Raw genomic sequence first — 17,655 nt, forward strand, 5'->3', positions numbered from 1 at the left:
GCGCACCTGTGCGCGTCTCGAAGGGTAGGCCGCTTGCTCAGAGCAAGATGCCCATCTTTCGAGACAGGCCTACGGCCTTCCTCAGGATGAGGTTTTTTTGTTTGTGATTCCAGGAAGCTGGACTGGCAGCGCGCGAATTCGGCGATCAGTCTCAGATATTCAGCTCGATCTTCCGACCGGCCAGAATGACGGCCACCATGGCGTCATGGGCGGCTTTTGCGTCTCCCGCCTTGATGGCCGTGACGATGGCCCGGTGGCGCTCGACGAATTCGTAGGTTTCCTGGTCGTTGCGTTCGTTGGCCTCGGCGATGAAAAGTGAATAGAGCGCGGCCTGAACGAGATCTCCGAGCGATTGCAGGAAGCGATTGCCGGAAAGCTTCAGGATCATCTTGTGAAATTCCAGATCGGCCACCGCAACGGCCGCTCTGTCCTTGCCGGTGGCCAGGTTGTCGCAGAGCTTGGCCAGGGTCACGCATTCTGCATCGGTGGCGCGTTTGGCGGCGCTGCCTGCGGCCGCCGGTTCAAAAATCAGGCGGATCTCGAAGAGGTCTTCCAGGAACGGACGCTGATTGTTGAGCGCGGCATGCCAGCGCAGGACATCCGGATCGAACATGTTCCACTCGGATGCCGGCCGGACGTGGGTTCCGACCTTGGCTTTCGACTGGATCAGTCCCTTGGCAATCAGCGTCTTCTTTGCTTCCCGCACCACCGTGCGCGACACGTCGAACATTTCCGAAATGTCCGGATCCAGAGGGATCATCGTTTCCGGTGGATACTCACCTGCAACAATGGCCCTGCCCAGTTGCTCGACAACCTGATCGGTGTGGTTTCCGATCTGGCTTCCCAACCCGCCGGTGGCGACGAAGGTCATGATTGCGCGGCGAACTCTGTCGCTGGTTTTCTGCGCAGTGTCGTTGCCCAAGTGAGTCCCTTCTGAAGCAAGATGAAGCCGAAGAGCAAGCCGCCGATCACGATCTTTGTCCACCAGCTCGAGAGCGTTCCGTCGAACACGATAAAGGTTTGTATCAACCCCATGATCAAAATGCCAAAAAATGTGCCTGCGACAAAACCCGTGCCTCCGGTGAGCAGAGTGCCACCGATCACCACTGCGGCGATTGCGTCAAGTTCGACCCCGACCGTCGCCAGTGAATAGCCCGCGGACGTATAGAGCGAGAAGATGATTCCGGCGAGGCCGGCAAGGCCTCCGGATGTGGCGTAGATGCCGATGGTGGTCCGGGCGAGGGGCACGCCCATCAGCCGCGCCGTCGACAGCCCGCCGCCAAGGGCGTAGACATTCTGGCCGAAGCGGGTGCGGTGGGCGACGATGATGCCGGCAAGGAACGTCAGCAGCATGATGATGCCGGTGAGCCGGAACCGTCCGCCACCAGGGGCTTTCCAGTAAAGCGACTGCAGCGTGTCGTAGAACTCGTGGGTGATGGGCACGCTGTCGGTCGAAAGCACATAGGCCGCGCCGCGCGCCAGAAACATGCCCGCCAGCGTCACGATGAAGGGCGGCATCTCCAGATAATGGATCATCGCCCCCATCGCCGCGCCGAAGGAAATGGTAATCGCCAGGACCAGGACAAAGGCGACCAGCGGATGGATCGAGGTATCCCTCAGGATCACAGCCAGAAAGACGCCGGTAAAGGCGATCACCGAGCCGACCGACAGATCGATGCCCCCGGAGAGGATCACGAAGGTCATGCCGACGGCGGCGATTCCGAGAAAGGCATTGTCCGTCAGAAGATTGGCCACGACCCGTGTCGACAGCATTGCCGGGTATTGCGAGGCGCACAACGTGAAGGCCAGCAGAAATGTGGCGATGGTGATGAGAAGCGGAAGATGGGTGGAGCGGATCATTGCGGGCTTTCTTTCGCTTCCTTGATGGGCTCGGCTGGCTGGGGCTCCGCAGAAGCCCGCAAGATGTAAAGCGCGTGTTTTACCGTCGGAGACTGGATGACCAGGATCGCGATGATGATCAGCGCCTTGATGACCAGGTTGAACTCGGGCGGCATGCCGGACAGCAGGATCACCGAATTGACCGACTGGATGATCAAGGCGCCCAACAGCGACGCGATGATGGAAAAGCGTCCGCCAAGCAGGGAGTTGCCGCCGATAACCACGGCCAGGATGGCATCGAGCTCCAGCCAGAGGCCGGCATTGTTGGCGTCGGCCCCCTTGATGTCGGCCGCGACGATGACGCCGGCCAGCGCCGCGCAGACACCGGAAATCAGATAGACCGAGATGATCAGCACGCGGCTGTTGATGCCGGCAAGGCGAGAGGAGCTCTCGTTGATACCGATGGCTTCGATCAGCATGCCGAGCGCCGTCTTGCGAACCGCCGCCGTAACCGCCAGACCGAGGGCAATCCAGATCAGGATCGGCGTCGGAATGCCGAGGATGGTTCCGGCACCCAGGTGAATAAGGCCCGGATCCAGGAAGGTGAGGATGGTTCCTTCCGTCACCAGCTGGGCAATGCCCCGTCCGGCCACCATCAGCACCAGCGTCGCAACGATCGGCTGAATGCGCAACACGGCAACCAGCACGCCGTTCCACAGGCCGCAGATCGCGCCGACGGCCAGTGCGCCGGTCAGCGCGACCTGCCAGCCGTGACCATCGACGGCGAGGGAGGCGGCGACCGCGCCGGCAATTGCCATGACGGCCCCCACCGACAGATCGATGCCTCTGGTCGCGATGACCAGGGTCATGCCGATGCACAGGAGGGCGGTCGGCGCGCCGCGATTGAGCACATCGATCAGGTTGCCGAAAAGACGGCCGTTCTGGAATTCGATCCGGAAGAAATCCGGAAAGACCATGAAATTCAGCATCAGCACGGCAGCCAGGATGATCAGCTGCGGGGTGATCCGCCGGAGGGTGTTGTGAACATGAGCGGTCATCACACGGCCTCCGCCATGGGTTCGTCGGCAATGGCCGCGACAATGTTGGAGGTGGTGATGTCGTCACCGGTGAGTTCGCTAACCTGGCGCCGGTCGCGCAGCACGATCACCCGGGTAGAATAGGCCACGAGTTCTTCAAGTTCGGACGAGGCTACAAGAAGGGCCATGCCGTCCTCGCGGAGTTTTTCGATGAGCGCGATGATTTCCGCGTGGGCGCCCACGTCGATGCCGCGTGTCGGTTCGTCCAGGATCAGGAAGGCCGGATTGGTCGCCAGCCATCTGGCAAGCAGCGCCTTCTGCTGATTGCCGCCTGAGAGCAGGCGGATCGGCATGTCCAGGCTGGCAAGGCGAATGTCGAGAGCCTTTACATAGGCTTCCGCCAGTTCGTTGACCTTGGCCTTGGGCAGGGGACGGAACCAGCCCTGGCGGGCCTGCAGGGCCAGAATGATGTTCTCCCGCACCGAAAGGTCGCCGACGATACCGTCGCTCTTGCGGTCCTCCGGGCAGAGGGCAAACCGGTGCGTGACAGCCTCGCGCGGGTTCCTGATGCTGATCTTCTTGCCTTCCAGACGCGCGTCACCCTGGTCGGCCTGAACGGCGCCGAAGATGATTTCGGCGGTTTCCGTGCGCCCGGACCCCAATAGTCCGGCAAGACCGACGACTTCGCCCTTGCGCACGGTCAGATCAAACGGCGTGATCATGCCGCGTTTGCCGAAATTGGTGAGTTCTATCAATGTGTCGCCGATTGCCGGCGGAGCGCGGTCGTGGATGCGGTCTTCCAGTTGCCGGCCAAGCATCAGCGTCACGATTTCGGTCTGGCTCGCGTCCGCAAGGCGCCGTGTGCCAACGACGCGGCCGTTTCGGAGCACGGTCGCCCGGTCGGATATCTCGAAGACCTGATCCAGAAAGTGGGTGATGAAGACGATGGCAAGGCCGCGTGCCTTCAGCTTTTCGATCACGGAGAAAATTAGGTCGACCTCGTCCCGGTCAAGGCTGGCGGTCGGTTCGTCCAGGATCAGGACCTTGCCGGAAAGCTCGACGGCACGCGCAATCGCGACCACCTGCTGCACGGCAACGGAATAGGCCGACAGCGGTTCGGCCGGATTGACGGAAAGGCCGAATTCGGCAAGCAGATCCCGCGCCATGGTCATCATCTTGCGCTGGGAAATGAAGCCGTGCCACATCGGCTGGCGGCCGAGAAAGAGGTTCTCCGCAACAGTCAGGTTCGGCAGCAGGTTCACTTCCTGGTAAACGGTGCCGATCCCCAGTTTCTGGCTGTCCTGGGTGCTGTTGGGCGAGATTTCCTGATTGTTCAGGACGATGGTGCCGGCGTCGCGCCGGTAGGCTCCGGTCAGGCACTTGATGAGGGTGGATTTTCCGGCCCCGTTTTCGCCGAGCAGTGCATGCACCTCACCCGGATAAAGGGTCAGGTCCACCGCATCCAGCGCTATGGCCCCCGGAAAGAATTTGGATATGCCCCGGCATTCGAGCACAGGGTCGGTTACGCTCGCCATGTATCGGCTTCCCCCGAAGTCAGTCTACCTGAACCTTGAGATGCCGGGCGGCGAGCCGCCCGGCATCGGGATCATTCTTAGTATCCCAGGTCTTTCTTCATCTCGTAGATGGCCATGTTATCATCTTTGAGCGTGTAGAGTTTGGACTCGGTCTGGATCCACTTCGGCGGCATGGTGCCGTCGGCAAGATAGGCTTCAAGGGCGTCCAGCGCCGGGCCTGCCATGTTCGGGGTCAGTTCGATGGTGGCATTGGCTTCGCCGTTTGCCATCGCCAGGTGGATGTCCGGAACACTGTCGATCGAAACGATCTTGATGTCCTCACCCGGCTTCAGGCCGGCTTCCTTGATGGCCTGGATAGCGCCGACGGCCATGTCGTCGTTGTGGGCGTAAAGAGCGCAGATGTTCTCGCCGCCAACGGCTTTCAGGAAGCTTTCCATCACGACCTTGCCCTGGCTGCGGGTGAAGTCGCCGGTTTGGCTGCGGACGATGTTCAGGTTGTCATGGCCGGAAATCGCCTGCTCGAAGCCCTTCTTGCGGTCGATGGCCGGGCTGGAACCGGTCGTGCCCTGAAGTTCGACGATGTCGCACTTCTCGCCCGCGGTTTCGTCAACCAGCCACTGGCCGGCAACACTGCCTTCGTGAACGAGGTCAGACGTAACGGCGGTCATGTAGAGATCGTCCGGTGCATCGACGGTCCGGTCAAGCAGCACGACCGGGATTTCGGCGTCCTTGGCTTCTTCCAGAACTTCATCCCAACCGGTCGCGACCACAGGGGCGAGCAGGATCGCATCGACGCCTTGCGCGATGAAAGACCGGATCGCCTTGATCTGGTTTTCCTGTTTCTGCTGGGCGTCGGCAAATTTCAGATCGATGCCGCGCTTTTCAGCTTCCTGTTTGGTGACGGTTGTTTCAGCGGCACGCCAACCGGATTCCGATCCGATCTGCGAAAAACCGATGGTCAGATCGGCAGCCATGGCGGTCATCGGGACAAACGACAGTGCCCCGGCAATTAGCATTGCCTTGAGTTTCATAGGGTCTCCTCCACAAGGTGTATTATCCTCACAATCGGCATTAAGTAATACTTTATTACTTTTGTAAAGCGAGGAACGTTGTGCGGTGCGAATGGAAGATTTAAGTGTTTGTAAAAATGCAGAAAATTGAAATATGAATGACCTCGTCCCATCGTTATTCCCGGGCTTGATATGGCGGTTGATGCCGTTCCGGTTGTGTTTCCCAAGCCCTCGCCAGATGTCGGGAAACAGCATCGATGCGATCGGCGAGCCATGACATGATGAGGACGGATTGAAGCTCACCATTTGTCACCTCGGACGAAGAGGAAGCATCAGAAAGCGCCGCCACAGCGGAGAGTGCTCCCTTGAAAAACGGCAAAAGCCCGGGTGCAAGGACCCGGGCTTCTGAGATTGCGGGCGCGGGCACGCTTAGCCGTCCAGCTTCACCCAGGCAGCGTTTCTCGCAGAGGAGCGAACGCAGGCATCGACAAAACGCACACCCGCAAGCCCGTCCGAGATACCCGGCACCAGCGAAGAGATGTCTTTGCCGGCCTGATGGGCCCGGATTGCCTCGGCGGCGTCCTTGTAGAGGTTGGCAAAGCCTTCCAGATAACCTTCCGGATGACCGGGTGGAATGCGGGTGGCGGAGGCAACGCTGTCGAGCATGCCGGCGCCACCACGGGTCAGAAGCTGCTTCGGCTTACCGAACGCTGTGAAGTGAAGGTAGTTCGGGTCTTCCTGATGCCACTCGAGCCCACCCTTGTCGCCATAGACGCGAATCTTGAGGTTGTTTTCGTTGCCCGGGGCCACCTGCGAACACCACAACATGCCGCGCGCCCCACTGGCGTAGCGCAGCATCACATGGCCGTTGTCATCCACCTGCCGGCCGGGAACAAAGGACTGCAGGTCGGCAGCAAGGCTTTCCGCAGGCTCGCCGGTGATGAAGCAGGCAAGGTTATAGGCATGGGTGCCGATATCGCCGGTGGAGCCGCCAAGCCCCGTGCGCGCCGGGTCGGTGCGCCATTCGGCCTGCTTGTTGTGCTGTTCCACGGTCAGCCAGTCCTGGGGGTATTCCACCTGCACGACGCGGATGGTGCCGAGATCGCCATTTGCCACCATCTCACGGGCCTGGCGAACCATCGGATAGCCGGTGTAATTGTGTGTCAGGAAGAACAGCGCATCGGAGCTTTCCGCTGCCTTCACGAATTTCTTGGCATCGGCCAGGGTCGAGGTCAGCGGCTTGTCGCAGATGACATGGATCCCGCGCTTCAGGAACTCCTTCGCCGCCGGAAAGTGCATATGGTTCGGCGTGACGATGGCGACGGCCTCGATGCCATCCTTCAGCCTGGCTTCCCGCTTGGCCATGTCCTCAAAGGACCCATAGATGCGATCTTCCTTGAGCCCGAGTGCCCGGCCCGATTCGAGAGCCTTCTCCGGGGTGGAAGACAGGGCGCCCGCCACCAGTTCGTATGCGCCGTCGATACGCGCGGCAATCCGGTGAACGGCTCCGATAAAGGCATCCTTGCCGCCGCCGACCATGCCGAGCCTGATCGGGCGTGTCTGCGCCGTGTCTTTTCCTTCAATGGCCATGTCGCTCCTCCTGAAACTGTTTCGGCTCTATCGTGCCGGGCACTGTAATCGATTACACGCCCTGTTTACATATTTGGAATCCATCTTTCGAGAAAGCGCGAATGCGCTGTCTCGAGGCATGGGCTGGGCGCAAGTGCGGATGCCGCCCATCCTTTGAGACGGACCTGACGGTTCTGCTCGGGCGTGGTCGAGTGGGGCAGGGGCCGAGGGCACGAGCCGGCCCCTGAGTGGTCCCGTTACCCGATCCCCAACATCTTCCGGTTGGCTGCCTCATCACTACCGCCATCGGCAAAATCATCAAAGGCCTTTTCGGTGACGCGAATGATGTGCGCCTTCACGAAGTCCGCGCCTTCACGGGCACCGTCTTCAGGGTGCTTCAGGCAGCATTCCCACTCGACCACGGCCCAGCCGTCGAAGTCATTCGCGGCCATCTTGGAAAAGACGGCGCCGAAATCGACCTGGCCGTCGCCCAGGGACCGGAAGCGGCCGGCACGGTCGACCCAGGACTGGTAACCGCCGTAAACGCCCTGGCGTCCTGTCGGATTGAACTCGGCATCCTTGACGTGGAACATGCCGATCCGGTCCTTGTAGATGTCGATGTTGTCGAGATAGTCGAGGCATTGCAGCACGTAGTGGGACGGGTCGTAGAGCATCTTGCAGCGCTCATGATCGTTGACGCGCTCCAGGAACATTTCGAAGGTGATGCCGTCGTGCAGGTCTTCGCCCGGGTGGATTTCATAGCAGACATCAACCCCCATTTCCTCGGCATAGTCGAGGATCGGGCGCCAGCGTCTGGCAAGTTCATCAAAAGCTGTTTCGATCAGGCCGGCAGGCCGCTGCGGCCACGGATAGACATAGGGCCAGGCAAGCGCGCCCGAAAAGGTCGCGTGGGCCGTAATGCCGAGATTGCGGCTGGCGGCCAGTGCCAGTTTCACCTGGTCGACGGCCCAGGCCTGCCGGGCAGCCGGATTGCCATGGACGTGCGGTGCGGCAAAGCCGTCGAAAGCCGTGTCATAGGCCGGATGCACGGCAACGAGCTGGCCCTGAAGGTGGGTGGAGAGCTCGGTGATCTCGACGCCGTTCTCGCGCGCCGTCCCGATGAATTCGTCGCAATAGGTCTTGGAGCTGGCCGCTTTTTCAAGGTCGATGAGCCTGCTGTCCCAACTGGGTACCTGAACGCCGAGATAGCCGCAGTCCGCGGCCCATTTGGTGATCGAGGCCCAGGAATTGAACGGCGCTTCGTCCCCGGCAAACTGGGCGAGAAACAACGCCGGGCCCTTGATGGTTTTCATGACAATCTCCAGAAATCGGGGAAGGTGAGTTGAGGCGGGAAGGGCCGGGGTCCCATCGCGAAAGACCCCGGCCCGCTACGTCCCGATGCCTTAGAACGGCGAATCCGGGAAGTAGTAGTTTTCAGCATTCTCCGGCGTGATCAGCGTCGCGCCCAGAATGTAGCGGCCGGCAACCGGACCGTTGGACTTGAAGGCCGCAACCGTCTGGTCCATGGCGGTGGCGATCATCGCCGGCGGATAGAGAACATCGACCGGGATCAGCGTTTCGCCGTCCATGATGGCCTTGATGGTTTCCTTCATGCCGGCACCGCCCACGACGAACATGCCGTCGCCGTCACGTCCGGCCTGTTTCAGAGCGGCAACCACGCCAATGGCGATGTCGTCGTCCTGAGCCCAGACCGCGTCGATGTCCGGGAAGCGGGACAGGAAGTCCTGCATCACTTCAAAGCCGTCGTCGCGGTTCCAGTTCGCGTGCTTGTGGTCGAGCACGTTGATGCCGGAGCCTTCGATCTCGGCCATGAACGCGTCGAAGCGCTCATTGTCGATGACCGTCGGAATGCCGCGCAGGATGACGATGTTGTCGCCTTCCTTCAGACGGGTCTTCATGTACTGGGCGGAAACACGGCCCAGTTCCGGGTTGTTGCCGGCCACATAAAGATCTTCGATGCCCGGCTGGCTGAGGCCGCGGTCAACGACCGTGATCCATGCGCCTGACTTCTTGACGTTCAGCACCGGGTCGGTCAGCGGTTCGGATTCGAACGGCAGAACCACCAGGGCGTCGATCTGGTGAACGGAGACGAGATCTTCCAGGGCGCTTGCCTGGGCTTCCGGATCCGGCGAGTTCACCAGGATCAGATCGACATCCGGATAAAGCGCCTCAAGACGCTTTTCCGCCTGTTCCGCATGCCAGTTCATGCCGGCTGCCCAGGCATGGGTCGGGGTCGGATAGCTGACGCCGATCTTGATCTTTTCCTGCGCAACCGCAGCGCCTGCAAAAGCCAGCGCACCGGTTACCGCGATCACTCCCAAAGCTTTCTTCATGAGCATTGCTTCCTCCTTCAATGCTGCCATCTGGACGCACCTCTCCCGTCCGGTGCGATCCGGTCATTAAATTTGGGGACGGGTCCCGGTTCGGTTGAAATCAGCTCAGGGGCTTACTTGCTCTTGCCGAGCTTCCAGTCACTGCGCTGAAGAAACACTGCAACGATGATGATCAGGCCCTGCATGGTTCCATTCAGGTAGTTCGAGATCACATCGGTGAAGTTCAGAATGTTGCCGATGGTGGTGAGGATCAGCGCGCCCAGAATGGTGCCGCCGATCCGGCCATAGCCACCTTTCAGAACCGTACCGCCGATGATCACCGCGGCAATCGCCTCAAGTTCCCACAACACACCGGTGGAGGCAGAGGCCGAGCCGAGGCGGGGAACGTAGATGATGGTGGCAAAGGAAACGCACAGACCCTGGATGACATAGGTAAGCGTCTTCACCCGGTCCACGTTGATCGCCGAGTATCTGGCGACGGCTTCATTCGAGCCGATGGCCGTGCAATAGCGGCCGAACGCGGTGCGGTTCAACAGCAGCCAGCCGCAGATGGCAACCGCTATGAACACCCAGACAGGGAAGGGCAGGCCCAGAAACGTGTCGTAATAGACGGGCCGGTAGGTTCCACGGATATCGAAGTTGAGCGACAGGGTGCCGCCATCGGCGAAATAGGTCACCAGCGAGCGGTAGATGCCCATGGTGCCGAGTGTCACGATGAAGGCTTCGATCTTGCCCTTTGTCGTCAGGGCACCGTTCACCCAGCCGGCGCCGATGCCGAGCACGATGGCAAGGCCGCAGCCGAGCAGGACCGTTGGAACCCCGCTGCCCATGGTCTCTACCGCATTGTTCATGATGATGATCATGACACCGGAAATGGCCGCTGCCATGGACCCGACCGAGAGATCGATGCCGCCTGCCGTGATGACGAAGGTCGCCCCGACCGCGATGATGCCGATGAAGGCGGAACGCGTCAGCAGGTTGGTCAGGTTGCCTTCGCTGACGAAGGCAGGGTTGAGCAGAAAGCCGATGATGCACAGGATCAAAAGCGCAACTGCAGGGCCGATTGTCTTGAAGTCTATGGAAGACCGTTTGGCCGGCTTGGCCGCTGTATCGTCAGACGCGGTCATCATGGTCAATGGAGTTCCTCCCGTTTCAGCCCGGCGGCATAGCGCATGATTTCGTTTTCGTTGATGTGATCGCCGGTCAGAACGCCGGTGATATGGCCTTCGCGCATCACCACCACCCGGTGGCAGATGCCGATGATTTCCGGCATTTCCGACGAGATGACCACGACAGAGACGCCTTCTGCGGCAAGAGCGGCGATGAAATGGTAGATCTGCTGCTTGGTGCCGACATCGATGCCTCTAGTCGGTTCATCGATGATGACGATCTTCGGATCGCATTCCATGATCTTCGCCAGGAGCAGTTTCTGCTGGTTGCCGCCCGACAGCTTGCCGACCGTGATTTCCTTGTCGCGTGCCCGCACGTCGAAGCGGCGGATGGCACGGTTGAGCGCGTCTTCTTCCGCCTTGCTGTCGAGCCTGAAATTGCGAACGAATTTCGGCAGGGCGAACAGGGTGAGGTTGGGGCGCATCTTCTTGTCGAGAAGCAGTCCCTTTTCCTTCCTGTCCTTGGTGAGATAGGCGAGACCAAGGTCCCGCGCTTGCGCGACGGTCGTGGGGCCGGTGTCGCGTCCAAAAAGCCTGATGGTTCCTGCCTCGATCGGTGCAAGGCCGCAAATAGCCTCGAACACGGCCGTTCTGCCGGAGCCGATCAGGCCTGAAAAGCCCAGGATTTCGCCCTTGCGCAGGCTGAAACTGACGTTGTTCACGGACGGGGCACGCAGGTTCTGGACTTCCAGAACGAGCTCGGCATCGACATCCGCCTCATGCATGGGTGGGTAAAGGTCTGAAAGTTCCCGGCCGACCATCATCTGGGCCATCATGTCCGGCGTCAGATCGCTGGAGGCCCGCGTATCGATCCACTGGCCATCGCGCAGGATGGTCACCCGGTCGGCAATCTCCTTGACCTCATTGAGCTTGTGCGACACGAACACGATGCCGACGCCGCTTTCCTTCAGCTTTTCCACCTGACGGAAGAAGACCTGCGTTTCCTCCTCGGTCAAAACGGCGGTCGGCTCGTCCATGATCAGGATGCGGGCGTTCCGGCTGACGGCCTTGACGATCTCGACCATCTGCTTCTGGGCAATGGTGAGGTCGGAAATGCGGTCGGTCGGAGAAATGTCGAGGCCGATCTCGTCCAGATACTTGCGGACGGTTGCCTGCATGGCCGCCTTGTCCAGGAAGCCGTTGGATTTGAGCTCGCGGCCGAGGAACACGTTTTCCTCCACCGTCATCTGTTCGGCGAGGTTGAGTTCCTGGTGGATCAGGACCACGCCCAGCTTCTCCGCGCCGCCATTCGGGGGCAGGTCGGTCTGCTTGCCGTCGAGACGGATCTGGCCGGAGGTGGGATCATGGAAACCGGAGAGGATTTTCATCAGCGTCGACTTGCCGGCGCCGTTTTCGCCGATGAGCGCGTGAACCTCGCCCGGGCGGACGTCCATGCTGACACTGAACAGCACGGGAACCGGCCCGAAGGATTTACTGATGTTCACGGCCTCGATGACCGCTGCCGGAGCAGTGGTGTCCACGCTCATTCTTTTTCCTCCCAAGGCGCCAGAGCATTCTCCCTCTCAAGCGCCATTCGTCTCATGTAAACGTTTTCATGGATCGTGTAAACCTTTACATTGGGCGCTGTAAACCTTTTCATCGTGTGCATTGCGTTCTATACAGCGTAGATGGCGTTGCGATTCATGGACTTATCCGAAGGCCGCACCGCAGCATGTCTGGAAACGGGAAATGAGCGAACCGGGCGAGCGGCCGGCGACCATTGAAGATGTAGCGAAACTGGCGGGCGTTTCCATCGCGACCGTCAGCAGGGCCTTGCGTTCGCCGGAGAAGGTTGCCGAGAGCACACGCAAGAAGGTTACCGCCGCCATTGCCCGGACCGGCTACACCGCCAACGCCATGGCGCAGAACCTGCGCATGCAACGCTCGCAGATGGTGCTGGTTCTGGCGTCTTCCATCGCAGATCCCAATTTCGCCGGCATTCTGACAGGGCTGGAAAAGGCGGCAAACGACCGTGGTTACGGTGTTCTCATTGGCAACACGGAAGGCACAACCGGGCTGGAGCAGAATTACCTGCGGTTCCTGTCGACAGGCATGGCCGACGGACTGGTGCTGCTGACAGGGCATATTCCGGTTGCCGGGCAGCCGCAGACGCCGCTCACGAACCTGCCGCCGATCGTTGCGACGGAGCGTCCGGTCTCGAACCCGGAAATCAGCTATGTCGGGGTGGATGATGTCGCGGCTTCCAAAGTCGCGACCGAATACCTGATCTCGCTTGGGCACCGGCGGATCACCTTTATTTCCGGCGGGCCGGCCGACATCCGCAGCGATCTGCGCCATTCGGGCTACTTGCAAGGCTTGAAAGAATCGCCCGAGGCATTGCGGGACTGGCGGGTGGAGGGCGACGGCTCCAGCGAGAGCGGGCGCGCAGCCGTTGAGCGGCTGTTCATCAAGGACGATCTGCCGACCGCCTTTTTCTGTTTCAACGACAACACCGCCATCGGCGTGATCTCCGCGCTGCAACTGCGCGGCTACCGTGTGCCGGAGGACTTCTCCGTTCTCGGCTTTGACGACATTCCCTTTGCCAACAATTTCACGCCCGGTCTGACGACAATCCGCCAGCCCCGCCAGCATATCGGCGAAAAGGCCATGACGATCCTTCTGGACCGCCTGGCGAACCGGTCGCTGGAAACACAGACCCATCTGCTCCACGGCGATCTGATCGTTCGCGAGAGCTGCGGTGGGATATCCCGCAAGCTGAAGTGACGACCTGCAACTGATGAATTTGGTGCACTCGTTCAGCGCTGCCCTGTTTGAGAAGGGGAAGGGGCGAGGATCCACCACGCGGGCACATTCAAACCAGTTGTTCCGAACGCCAGACGCTGCAGAACATTGCCAACTTTGGCGTCGCGAGCGTGCTCAGCCGCGTCGGCGTTTACCCGCCTTGCCAGGTCTTTATGGCCTCGACCGGGTAAACCAGCATCAGCACGTTCAGCGTTAGATTGTCTCTGATTACCCAGAGCGCCAGCAGTTCAAAGGCAATCCCGACCAGAACCGTCACCCAGACGGGCATACGCCAGGCAAAAAAGAAGCCTGCGAGCATCCAGAGAATATCGAAGACGGAATTCAGCACGCTGTCGCCGGTGTAGCCCGCCGCGATGGTGGCTTCGCGGTACCGGTCGATGATCCAGGGGCTGTTCTCGACAATTTCCCACGCAGCCTCGATAAAGATCGCGCCAAGCGCCCGCTCACCCACGGAACTGCGTCTGAAGATCAGCCACAAGAACAGATAGAACAGGAAGCCGTGGATGATATGTGAGGGCGTGTACCAGTCGGAAATATGTTGCGAGGAACCGGCGACATCGCTGGCCGGTGTCCACAAAAGAACATAGCCGCAATCACAGATCGGGATTCGCCCCATGGCCAAAAGAATGGCCGCTGTGGCAGCGATCATCACCAGACCGACGATCAGGCATTTGCGTTTGCTCACGGGCTCTCCTCGGACCGTCGGGGCAGATTGGCGATTCTCTACTGGAAATCTTCAAGATTTCTCTCTATGACCTTCCGCCAACGAAACATCAATCCGTCCGGCTCTGAGTGGAAGGTTGCGCCCCGGTTTTTCCGGCGCGTTCGCGCGGCCCCGCCGGATTTGGGATCAGGAGATCTTCATGACTGGCCTCAACGGCACGGCGCCCTATCAGTCCCGGCGCACCTTTGCGATCATTTCTCACCCGGATGCCGGTAAGACGACCTTGACCGAAAAGCTGCTGCTGTCGGGCGGCGCGATCCGGGCGGCGGGCCAAGTGCGCGCTCGCGGCGAACGCCGCCGCGCAAGGTCCGACTGGATGAAGATCGAGCAGGAACGCGGCATTTCCGTCTCATCCTCCGTCATGACGTTCGAGCGCAAGGGCATCGTTTACAATCTGCTCGACACGCCGGGCCACGAAGACTTCTCCGAGGATACCTATCGCACGCTGACTGCCGTCGATGCGGCCATCATGGTCATCGATGCCGCCAAGGGTATTGAAACCCAGACCCGCAAGCTGTTCGAAGTCTGCCGCCTTCGCGACATTCCGATTATCACCTTCGTCAACAAGATCGACCGTGAAGGCCGTCATGCGCTGGAAATCCTGGACGAGGTGCAGGAGGCTCTGGCGCTCGACGTGTCTCCGCAGACCTGGCCCGTCGGCATGGGCTCGGACTTCTTCGGCGTCTATGACTGGCAGAAGAAGAAGTTTCACACCTCCAGCGGCGAGCGCGGCGGTGCCTACACCCAGACGAAAGACGTTTCCGGCCTCGACGACGAGATTCTCACCGGCACGGTGTTTGACCGGATCATGGATGAACTGACCGAGAACGTCGAACTGGGGGCCGAAGGCTACGCCGAATTCGACAGGGAAAGCTTCCTGGAGGGGCACTTGACGCCGGTGTTCTTCGGCTCGGCCCTGCGCGACTACGGCATCGAGGAAGTGCTCGATTTCATCGCCGACTTCGCTCCGCCGCCGCACTCCCAGCCGGCCACCGGTGGACGCACCATCATGCCGCAGGAAGACAAGGTCACCGGCTTCGTCTTCAAGGTGCAGGCCAACATGGACCCCAAGCACCGCGACCGCATTGCCTTCGTGCGCCTATGCTCCGGCACCTTCAAGCGTGGCATGAAGCTGAAACACGTGCGCGCCGACAAGCAGATTGCCGTTTCCGCGCCGATCTTCTTCTTTGCCGAGGAACGCGAAATCGCCGATCTTGCCTATCCGGGCGACGTCATCGGTGTGCCCAACCATGGCCAGTTGCGCGTCGGCGATACCCTCACCGAAGGCGAGAACATTCACGTCACCGGCCTGCCGGCCTTCGCACCGGAAATCCTGCGCCGCGTGCGCCTGTCCGACACCATGCGTGTCAAGCAGATGCGCCAGGGTCTTCAGGATCTGGCGGAAGAAGGTCTTGTGCAGATCTTCAAGCCGGATCTCGGCTCAAACTGGATTGTTGGCGTGGTCGGAGCACTGCAGCTCGATGTCGTGGTCGACCGGCTCAAGGCGGAATACGGCACGGAAATCGGCTTTGAAGCCGTGCCCTATACCACCGCTCGCTGGATCGAAACCGACAGCCAGACCTTGCAGAAGATGCTGGAAGGCCACCGCATGTCGATTGCCAACGACCGGGACGACAAGCCGGTGTTCCTGTTCAAGAACGCCTGGGAGATCGGTCATGTCACCGAAAAATTCCCGGACGTGAAATTCCGCGAAACGCGAGAGATCGTCTACGAGGCGTAATCCGGATTATCGCGCACGATAATATGTCCGTTCTTTGCGCGTTTTCTGGCTCCTGTGGTCTGCAGGGGCTTCAGGGCAGAAGGCCAGGGGGGCAAAAGGGTATGGGACCAAACCCTCCTGACCGCTCGGAAGATGCCGGGACGTTTGTTCACAAGAGAAACGAATTGGGATTACGCAAAGGCTCCTCGGACAATTACGAATAGAGCAAAGATCTTTTCACATAAATACATTGTAAATTGTAGGGATGGGCGCATTCGCCGTTCCCTAGCAGCCTGATAGACCTCTAAGTATTGATTTTAAACAATATTTCTTCGGTTGATCGCGCGCGAAGGCTTGTCTAGGATATTTGAAGCTGCCGAAATACTGACAATTCCAACGGTAATGCAGCTAAGAGAGCGAACGAGCAAGTGCGATACAAGCCTCCTATCGGGCATGGTTCGCCGCCGCTTCAGAAAGCCAAGGGTGAAGCGCAAGCGGTAGAAATCCGCCGTCTGTCCAAGCCTTTCTGGGTAACCGTGTTCATCAGCGCGGTCAGCCTGATGGTTTTTGTGTCGTTTCTCTCCTGGATGCTTGATCGTCACTCCATCCGGTCGTCGGAAGATATTTTCACGGCCACGCTTGGCGACCGCGCCGATCATCTGGCGGATATCACGCTTGAATACGGCTATTGGAACGACGCGGTCGATAACCTTGTCGAAACTCTGGATCTCACCTGGGTTCGCGAGATCTTCGTCGACTACATGCAGGAAGAGTTGCACATCGAGGGCATTCATCTGTTCGATGGCAACAACCAGCCCAAGGTTCACGTCGTTGAAGGCAAGATTGCCGACGTGGATCTCCATAGCCGCTACGGGCCTTCGATGAGCGTGCTGATTGCCGATGCCCGCAACACGCCGAAGGACGAGGCGCCGGTTCCTGCGACAGGGCTGGTTGGTACTCTTGAGAAGCTCTATCTCGCCAGCGCTGTTTTGCTAACCTCCTACAAGGAGGACAATGAAACCAGCACCGATCACGTGCTGGTTTTCGCGCGGCCGGTCAATGCCTTGCTCCTGGCTGAGATGGCTGAGAAATATCACCTGCCCGGTCTGGGACTTTCTGGTTTTCCGCCGGCCTTTTGGCAGGCAGGGTTCGACGTTGAGACTGTCGACAGGCGGCATCTCGGGTTTTTCGTGTGGAACCCCGAACTTGCCGGGTTCCGGATATTGCCACTGCTCGCCATCGGGGTGCTGGTGGTCTATCTCGGCATGTTCTTCTCGGCGCGCACGTTTTTCCACCGCGCGGCGGAAACGGTCCGGGCACTTGCGCAAGCCAAGCACCAGGCAGAAAAGGTCAAGGACCTGCTGGCCAATCAGGTCAGAAGCGACCCTCTGACGGGGCTTGGCAACAGGCGCCTCCTGGATGAGAAGCTTGCGCTGTTACAGGACGTCAAGCCTTTGGCGGACGGTCACGCGTTGCTCTACGTCGACCTCGACCGGTTCAAGGACATAAACGATACCTACGGACATGAAACCGGAGATGTCGTGCTGCTCTATGTTGCGGAAGCTTTGACGGGGCTTGCCAACGTGGACGATACGGTCGTGCGGCTGGGGGGAGACGAATTCGTGATCGTGTTCGGGAGGGCGCGGCGGGAGCGGGTGCTTTCGACAAGCCGCGCGATCGTGGAGCAGCTCAGCCGGCCGGTGAACCTGGATGGGGCCACCTATACGTTCGGGGCCAGTGTCGGTGTTGCCTTTTCCGAAAAGCCGTCGGAACTGCTGCGCAAGGCCGACGTCGCGCTATACTCGGCAAAACGGCGGGGCAGGGCACAGGTTGCGGTCTACTCCGCCGACCTTCTGGATTTCCGGAACGTCCCCATTCAATCGGCGGCACAGCCAAGCTGACAAAGAAAGACCGGCCCTGGGGCCGGTCTCGCAG

General features: G+C 60.0%; 14 protein-coding genes. 3 read left to right on the forward strand and 11 right to left on the reverse strand.

All coding sequences use genetic code 11. The features are described 5' to 3' along the window. Positions 1-151: 151 nt before the first annotated feature. The 10 genes from SIAM614_RS26640 to SIAM614_RS26685 all read right to left on the reverse strand — a co-directional run bounded on the left by SIAM614_RS26640 (position 152) and on the right by SIAM614_RS26685 (position 12,000). Complete coding sequence (locus SIAM614_RS26640) at positions 152-922, reverse strand: FadR/GntR family transcriptional regulator (protein WP_208984105.1); 771 nt, start codon at positions 920-922, stop codon at positions 152-154. Beyond that, a complete protein-coding gene (yjfF, locus tag SIAM614_RS26645) occupies positions 868-1,857 on the reverse strand; it encodes a galactofuranose ABC transporter, permease protein YjfF (protein ID WP_040441257.1) in 990 nt (329 codons plus the stop codon). The genes SIAM614_RS26640 and yjfF overlap by 55 nt, the downstream gene beginning before the upstream one ends. Next, entirely contained in the window at positions 1,857-2,897 is a 1,041-nt protein-coding gene (locus SIAM614_RS26650; RefSeq protein ID WP_006939373.1) for an ABC transporter permease, read from the reverse strand. Before SIAM614_RS26650 ends, yjfF begins: the two co-directional genes overlap by 1 nt. Then, entirely contained in the window at positions 2,897-4,411 is a 1,515-nt protein-coding gene (locus SIAM614_RS26655; RefSeq protein WP_006939374.1) for a sugar ABC transporter ATP-binding protein, read from the reverse strand. The genes SIAM614_RS26650 and SIAM614_RS26655 overlap by 1 nt, the downstream gene beginning before the upstream one ends. Before the next feature lie 77 nt (positions 4,412-4,488). Continuing rightward, the gene (gene ytfQ / locus SIAM614_RS26660; protein ID WP_006939376.1) at positions 4,489-5,442 is read right to left on the reverse strand and encodes a galactofuranose ABC transporter, galactofuranose-binding protein YtfQ; all 954 of its coding nucleotides are present in this window, start codon (positions 5,440-5,442) and stop codon (positions 4,489-4,491) included. Positions 5,443-5,850: 408 nt separating this feature from the next. After that, positions 5,851-7,011 carry a Gfo/Idh/MocA family protein gene (locus SIAM614_RS26665; RefSeq protein WP_006939378.1) on the reverse strand — a complete coding sequence of 387 codons (1,161 nt, stop codon included), beginning with the start codon at positions 7,009-7,011 and terminating at the stop codon, positions 5,851-5,853. Between the two features lie 236 nt (positions 7,012-7,247). Next, a complete protein-coding gene (locus SIAM614_RS26670; protein ID WP_006939380.1) occupies positions 7,248-8,303 on the reverse strand; it encodes a sugar phosphate isomerase/epimerase family protein in 1,056 nt (351 codons plus the stop codon). A 90-nt stretch (positions 8,304-8,393) separates the two neighbouring features. Next, positions 8,394-9,350 (reverse strand): substrate-binding domain-containing protein, encoded by a 957-nt coding sequence (locus SIAM614_RS26675; RefSeq protein WP_040441259.1) that lies wholly within the window; start codon positions 9,348-9,350, stop codon positions 8,394-8,396. Positions 9,351-9,457: 107 nt separating this feature from the next. Then, the gene (locus tag SIAM614_RS26680) at positions 9,458-10,474 is read right to left on the reverse strand and encodes an ABC transporter permease (RefSeq protein WP_006939382.1); all 1,017 of its coding nucleotides are present in this window, start codon (positions 10,472-10,474) and stop codon (positions 9,458-9,460) included. Positions 10,475-10,476: 2 nt separating this feature from the next. After that, on the reverse strand, positions 10,477-12,000 hold the full coding sequence (locus SIAM614_RS26685; RefSeq protein WP_006939383.1) for a sugar ABC transporter ATP-binding protein: 1,524 nt from the start codon (positions 11,998-12,000) through the stop codon (positions 10,477-10,479). Between the two features lie 202 nt (positions 12,001-12,202). Here SIAM614_RS26685 and SIAM614_RS26690 point away from each other — a divergent pair, with 202 nt between their 5' ends. After that, positions 12,203-13,237, forward strand: coding sequence for a LacI family DNA-binding transcriptional regulator (locus tag SIAM614_RS26690; protein ID WP_006939384.1), 1,035 nt, complete (start codon positions 12,203-12,205; stop codon positions 13,235-13,237). A gap of 169 nt (positions 13,238-13,406) precedes the next feature. On the opposite strand, the gene SIAM614_RS26695 is transcribed toward SIAM614_RS26690, so the two are convergent. After that, on the reverse strand, positions 13,407-13,961 hold the full coding sequence (locus SIAM614_RS26695) for a DUF2585 domain-containing protein (protein ID WP_006939385.1): 555 nt from the start codon (positions 13,959-13,961) through the stop codon (positions 13,407-13,409). Positions 13,962-14,139: 178 nt separating this feature from the next. On the opposite strand from SIAM614_RS26695, the gene SIAM614_RS26700 reads away from it, so the two are divergent. Both SIAM614_RS26700 and SIAM614_RS26705 read left to right on the forward strand, forming a co-directional pair. Continuing rightward, positions 14,140-15,741: a peptide chain release factor 3 gene (locus tag SIAM614_RS26700; RefSeq protein ID WP_006939386.1), complete on the forward strand. Its 1,602-nt coding sequence runs from the start codon at positions 14,140-14,142 to the stop codon at positions 15,739-15,741. Between the two features lie 407 nt (positions 15,742-16,148). Beyond that, entirely contained in the window at positions 16,149-17,621 is a 1,473-nt protein-coding gene (locus SIAM614_RS26705) for a sensor domain-containing diguanylate cyclase (RefSeq protein WP_006939387.1), read from the forward strand. Positions 17,622-17,655: the final 34 nt, after the last annotated feature.

The organism is Roseibium aggregatum IAM 12614 (genome assembly GCF_000168975.1).
GTDB lineage: Bacteria > Pseudomonadota > Alphaproteobacteria > Rhizobiales > Stappiaceae > Roseibium > Roseibium aggregatum.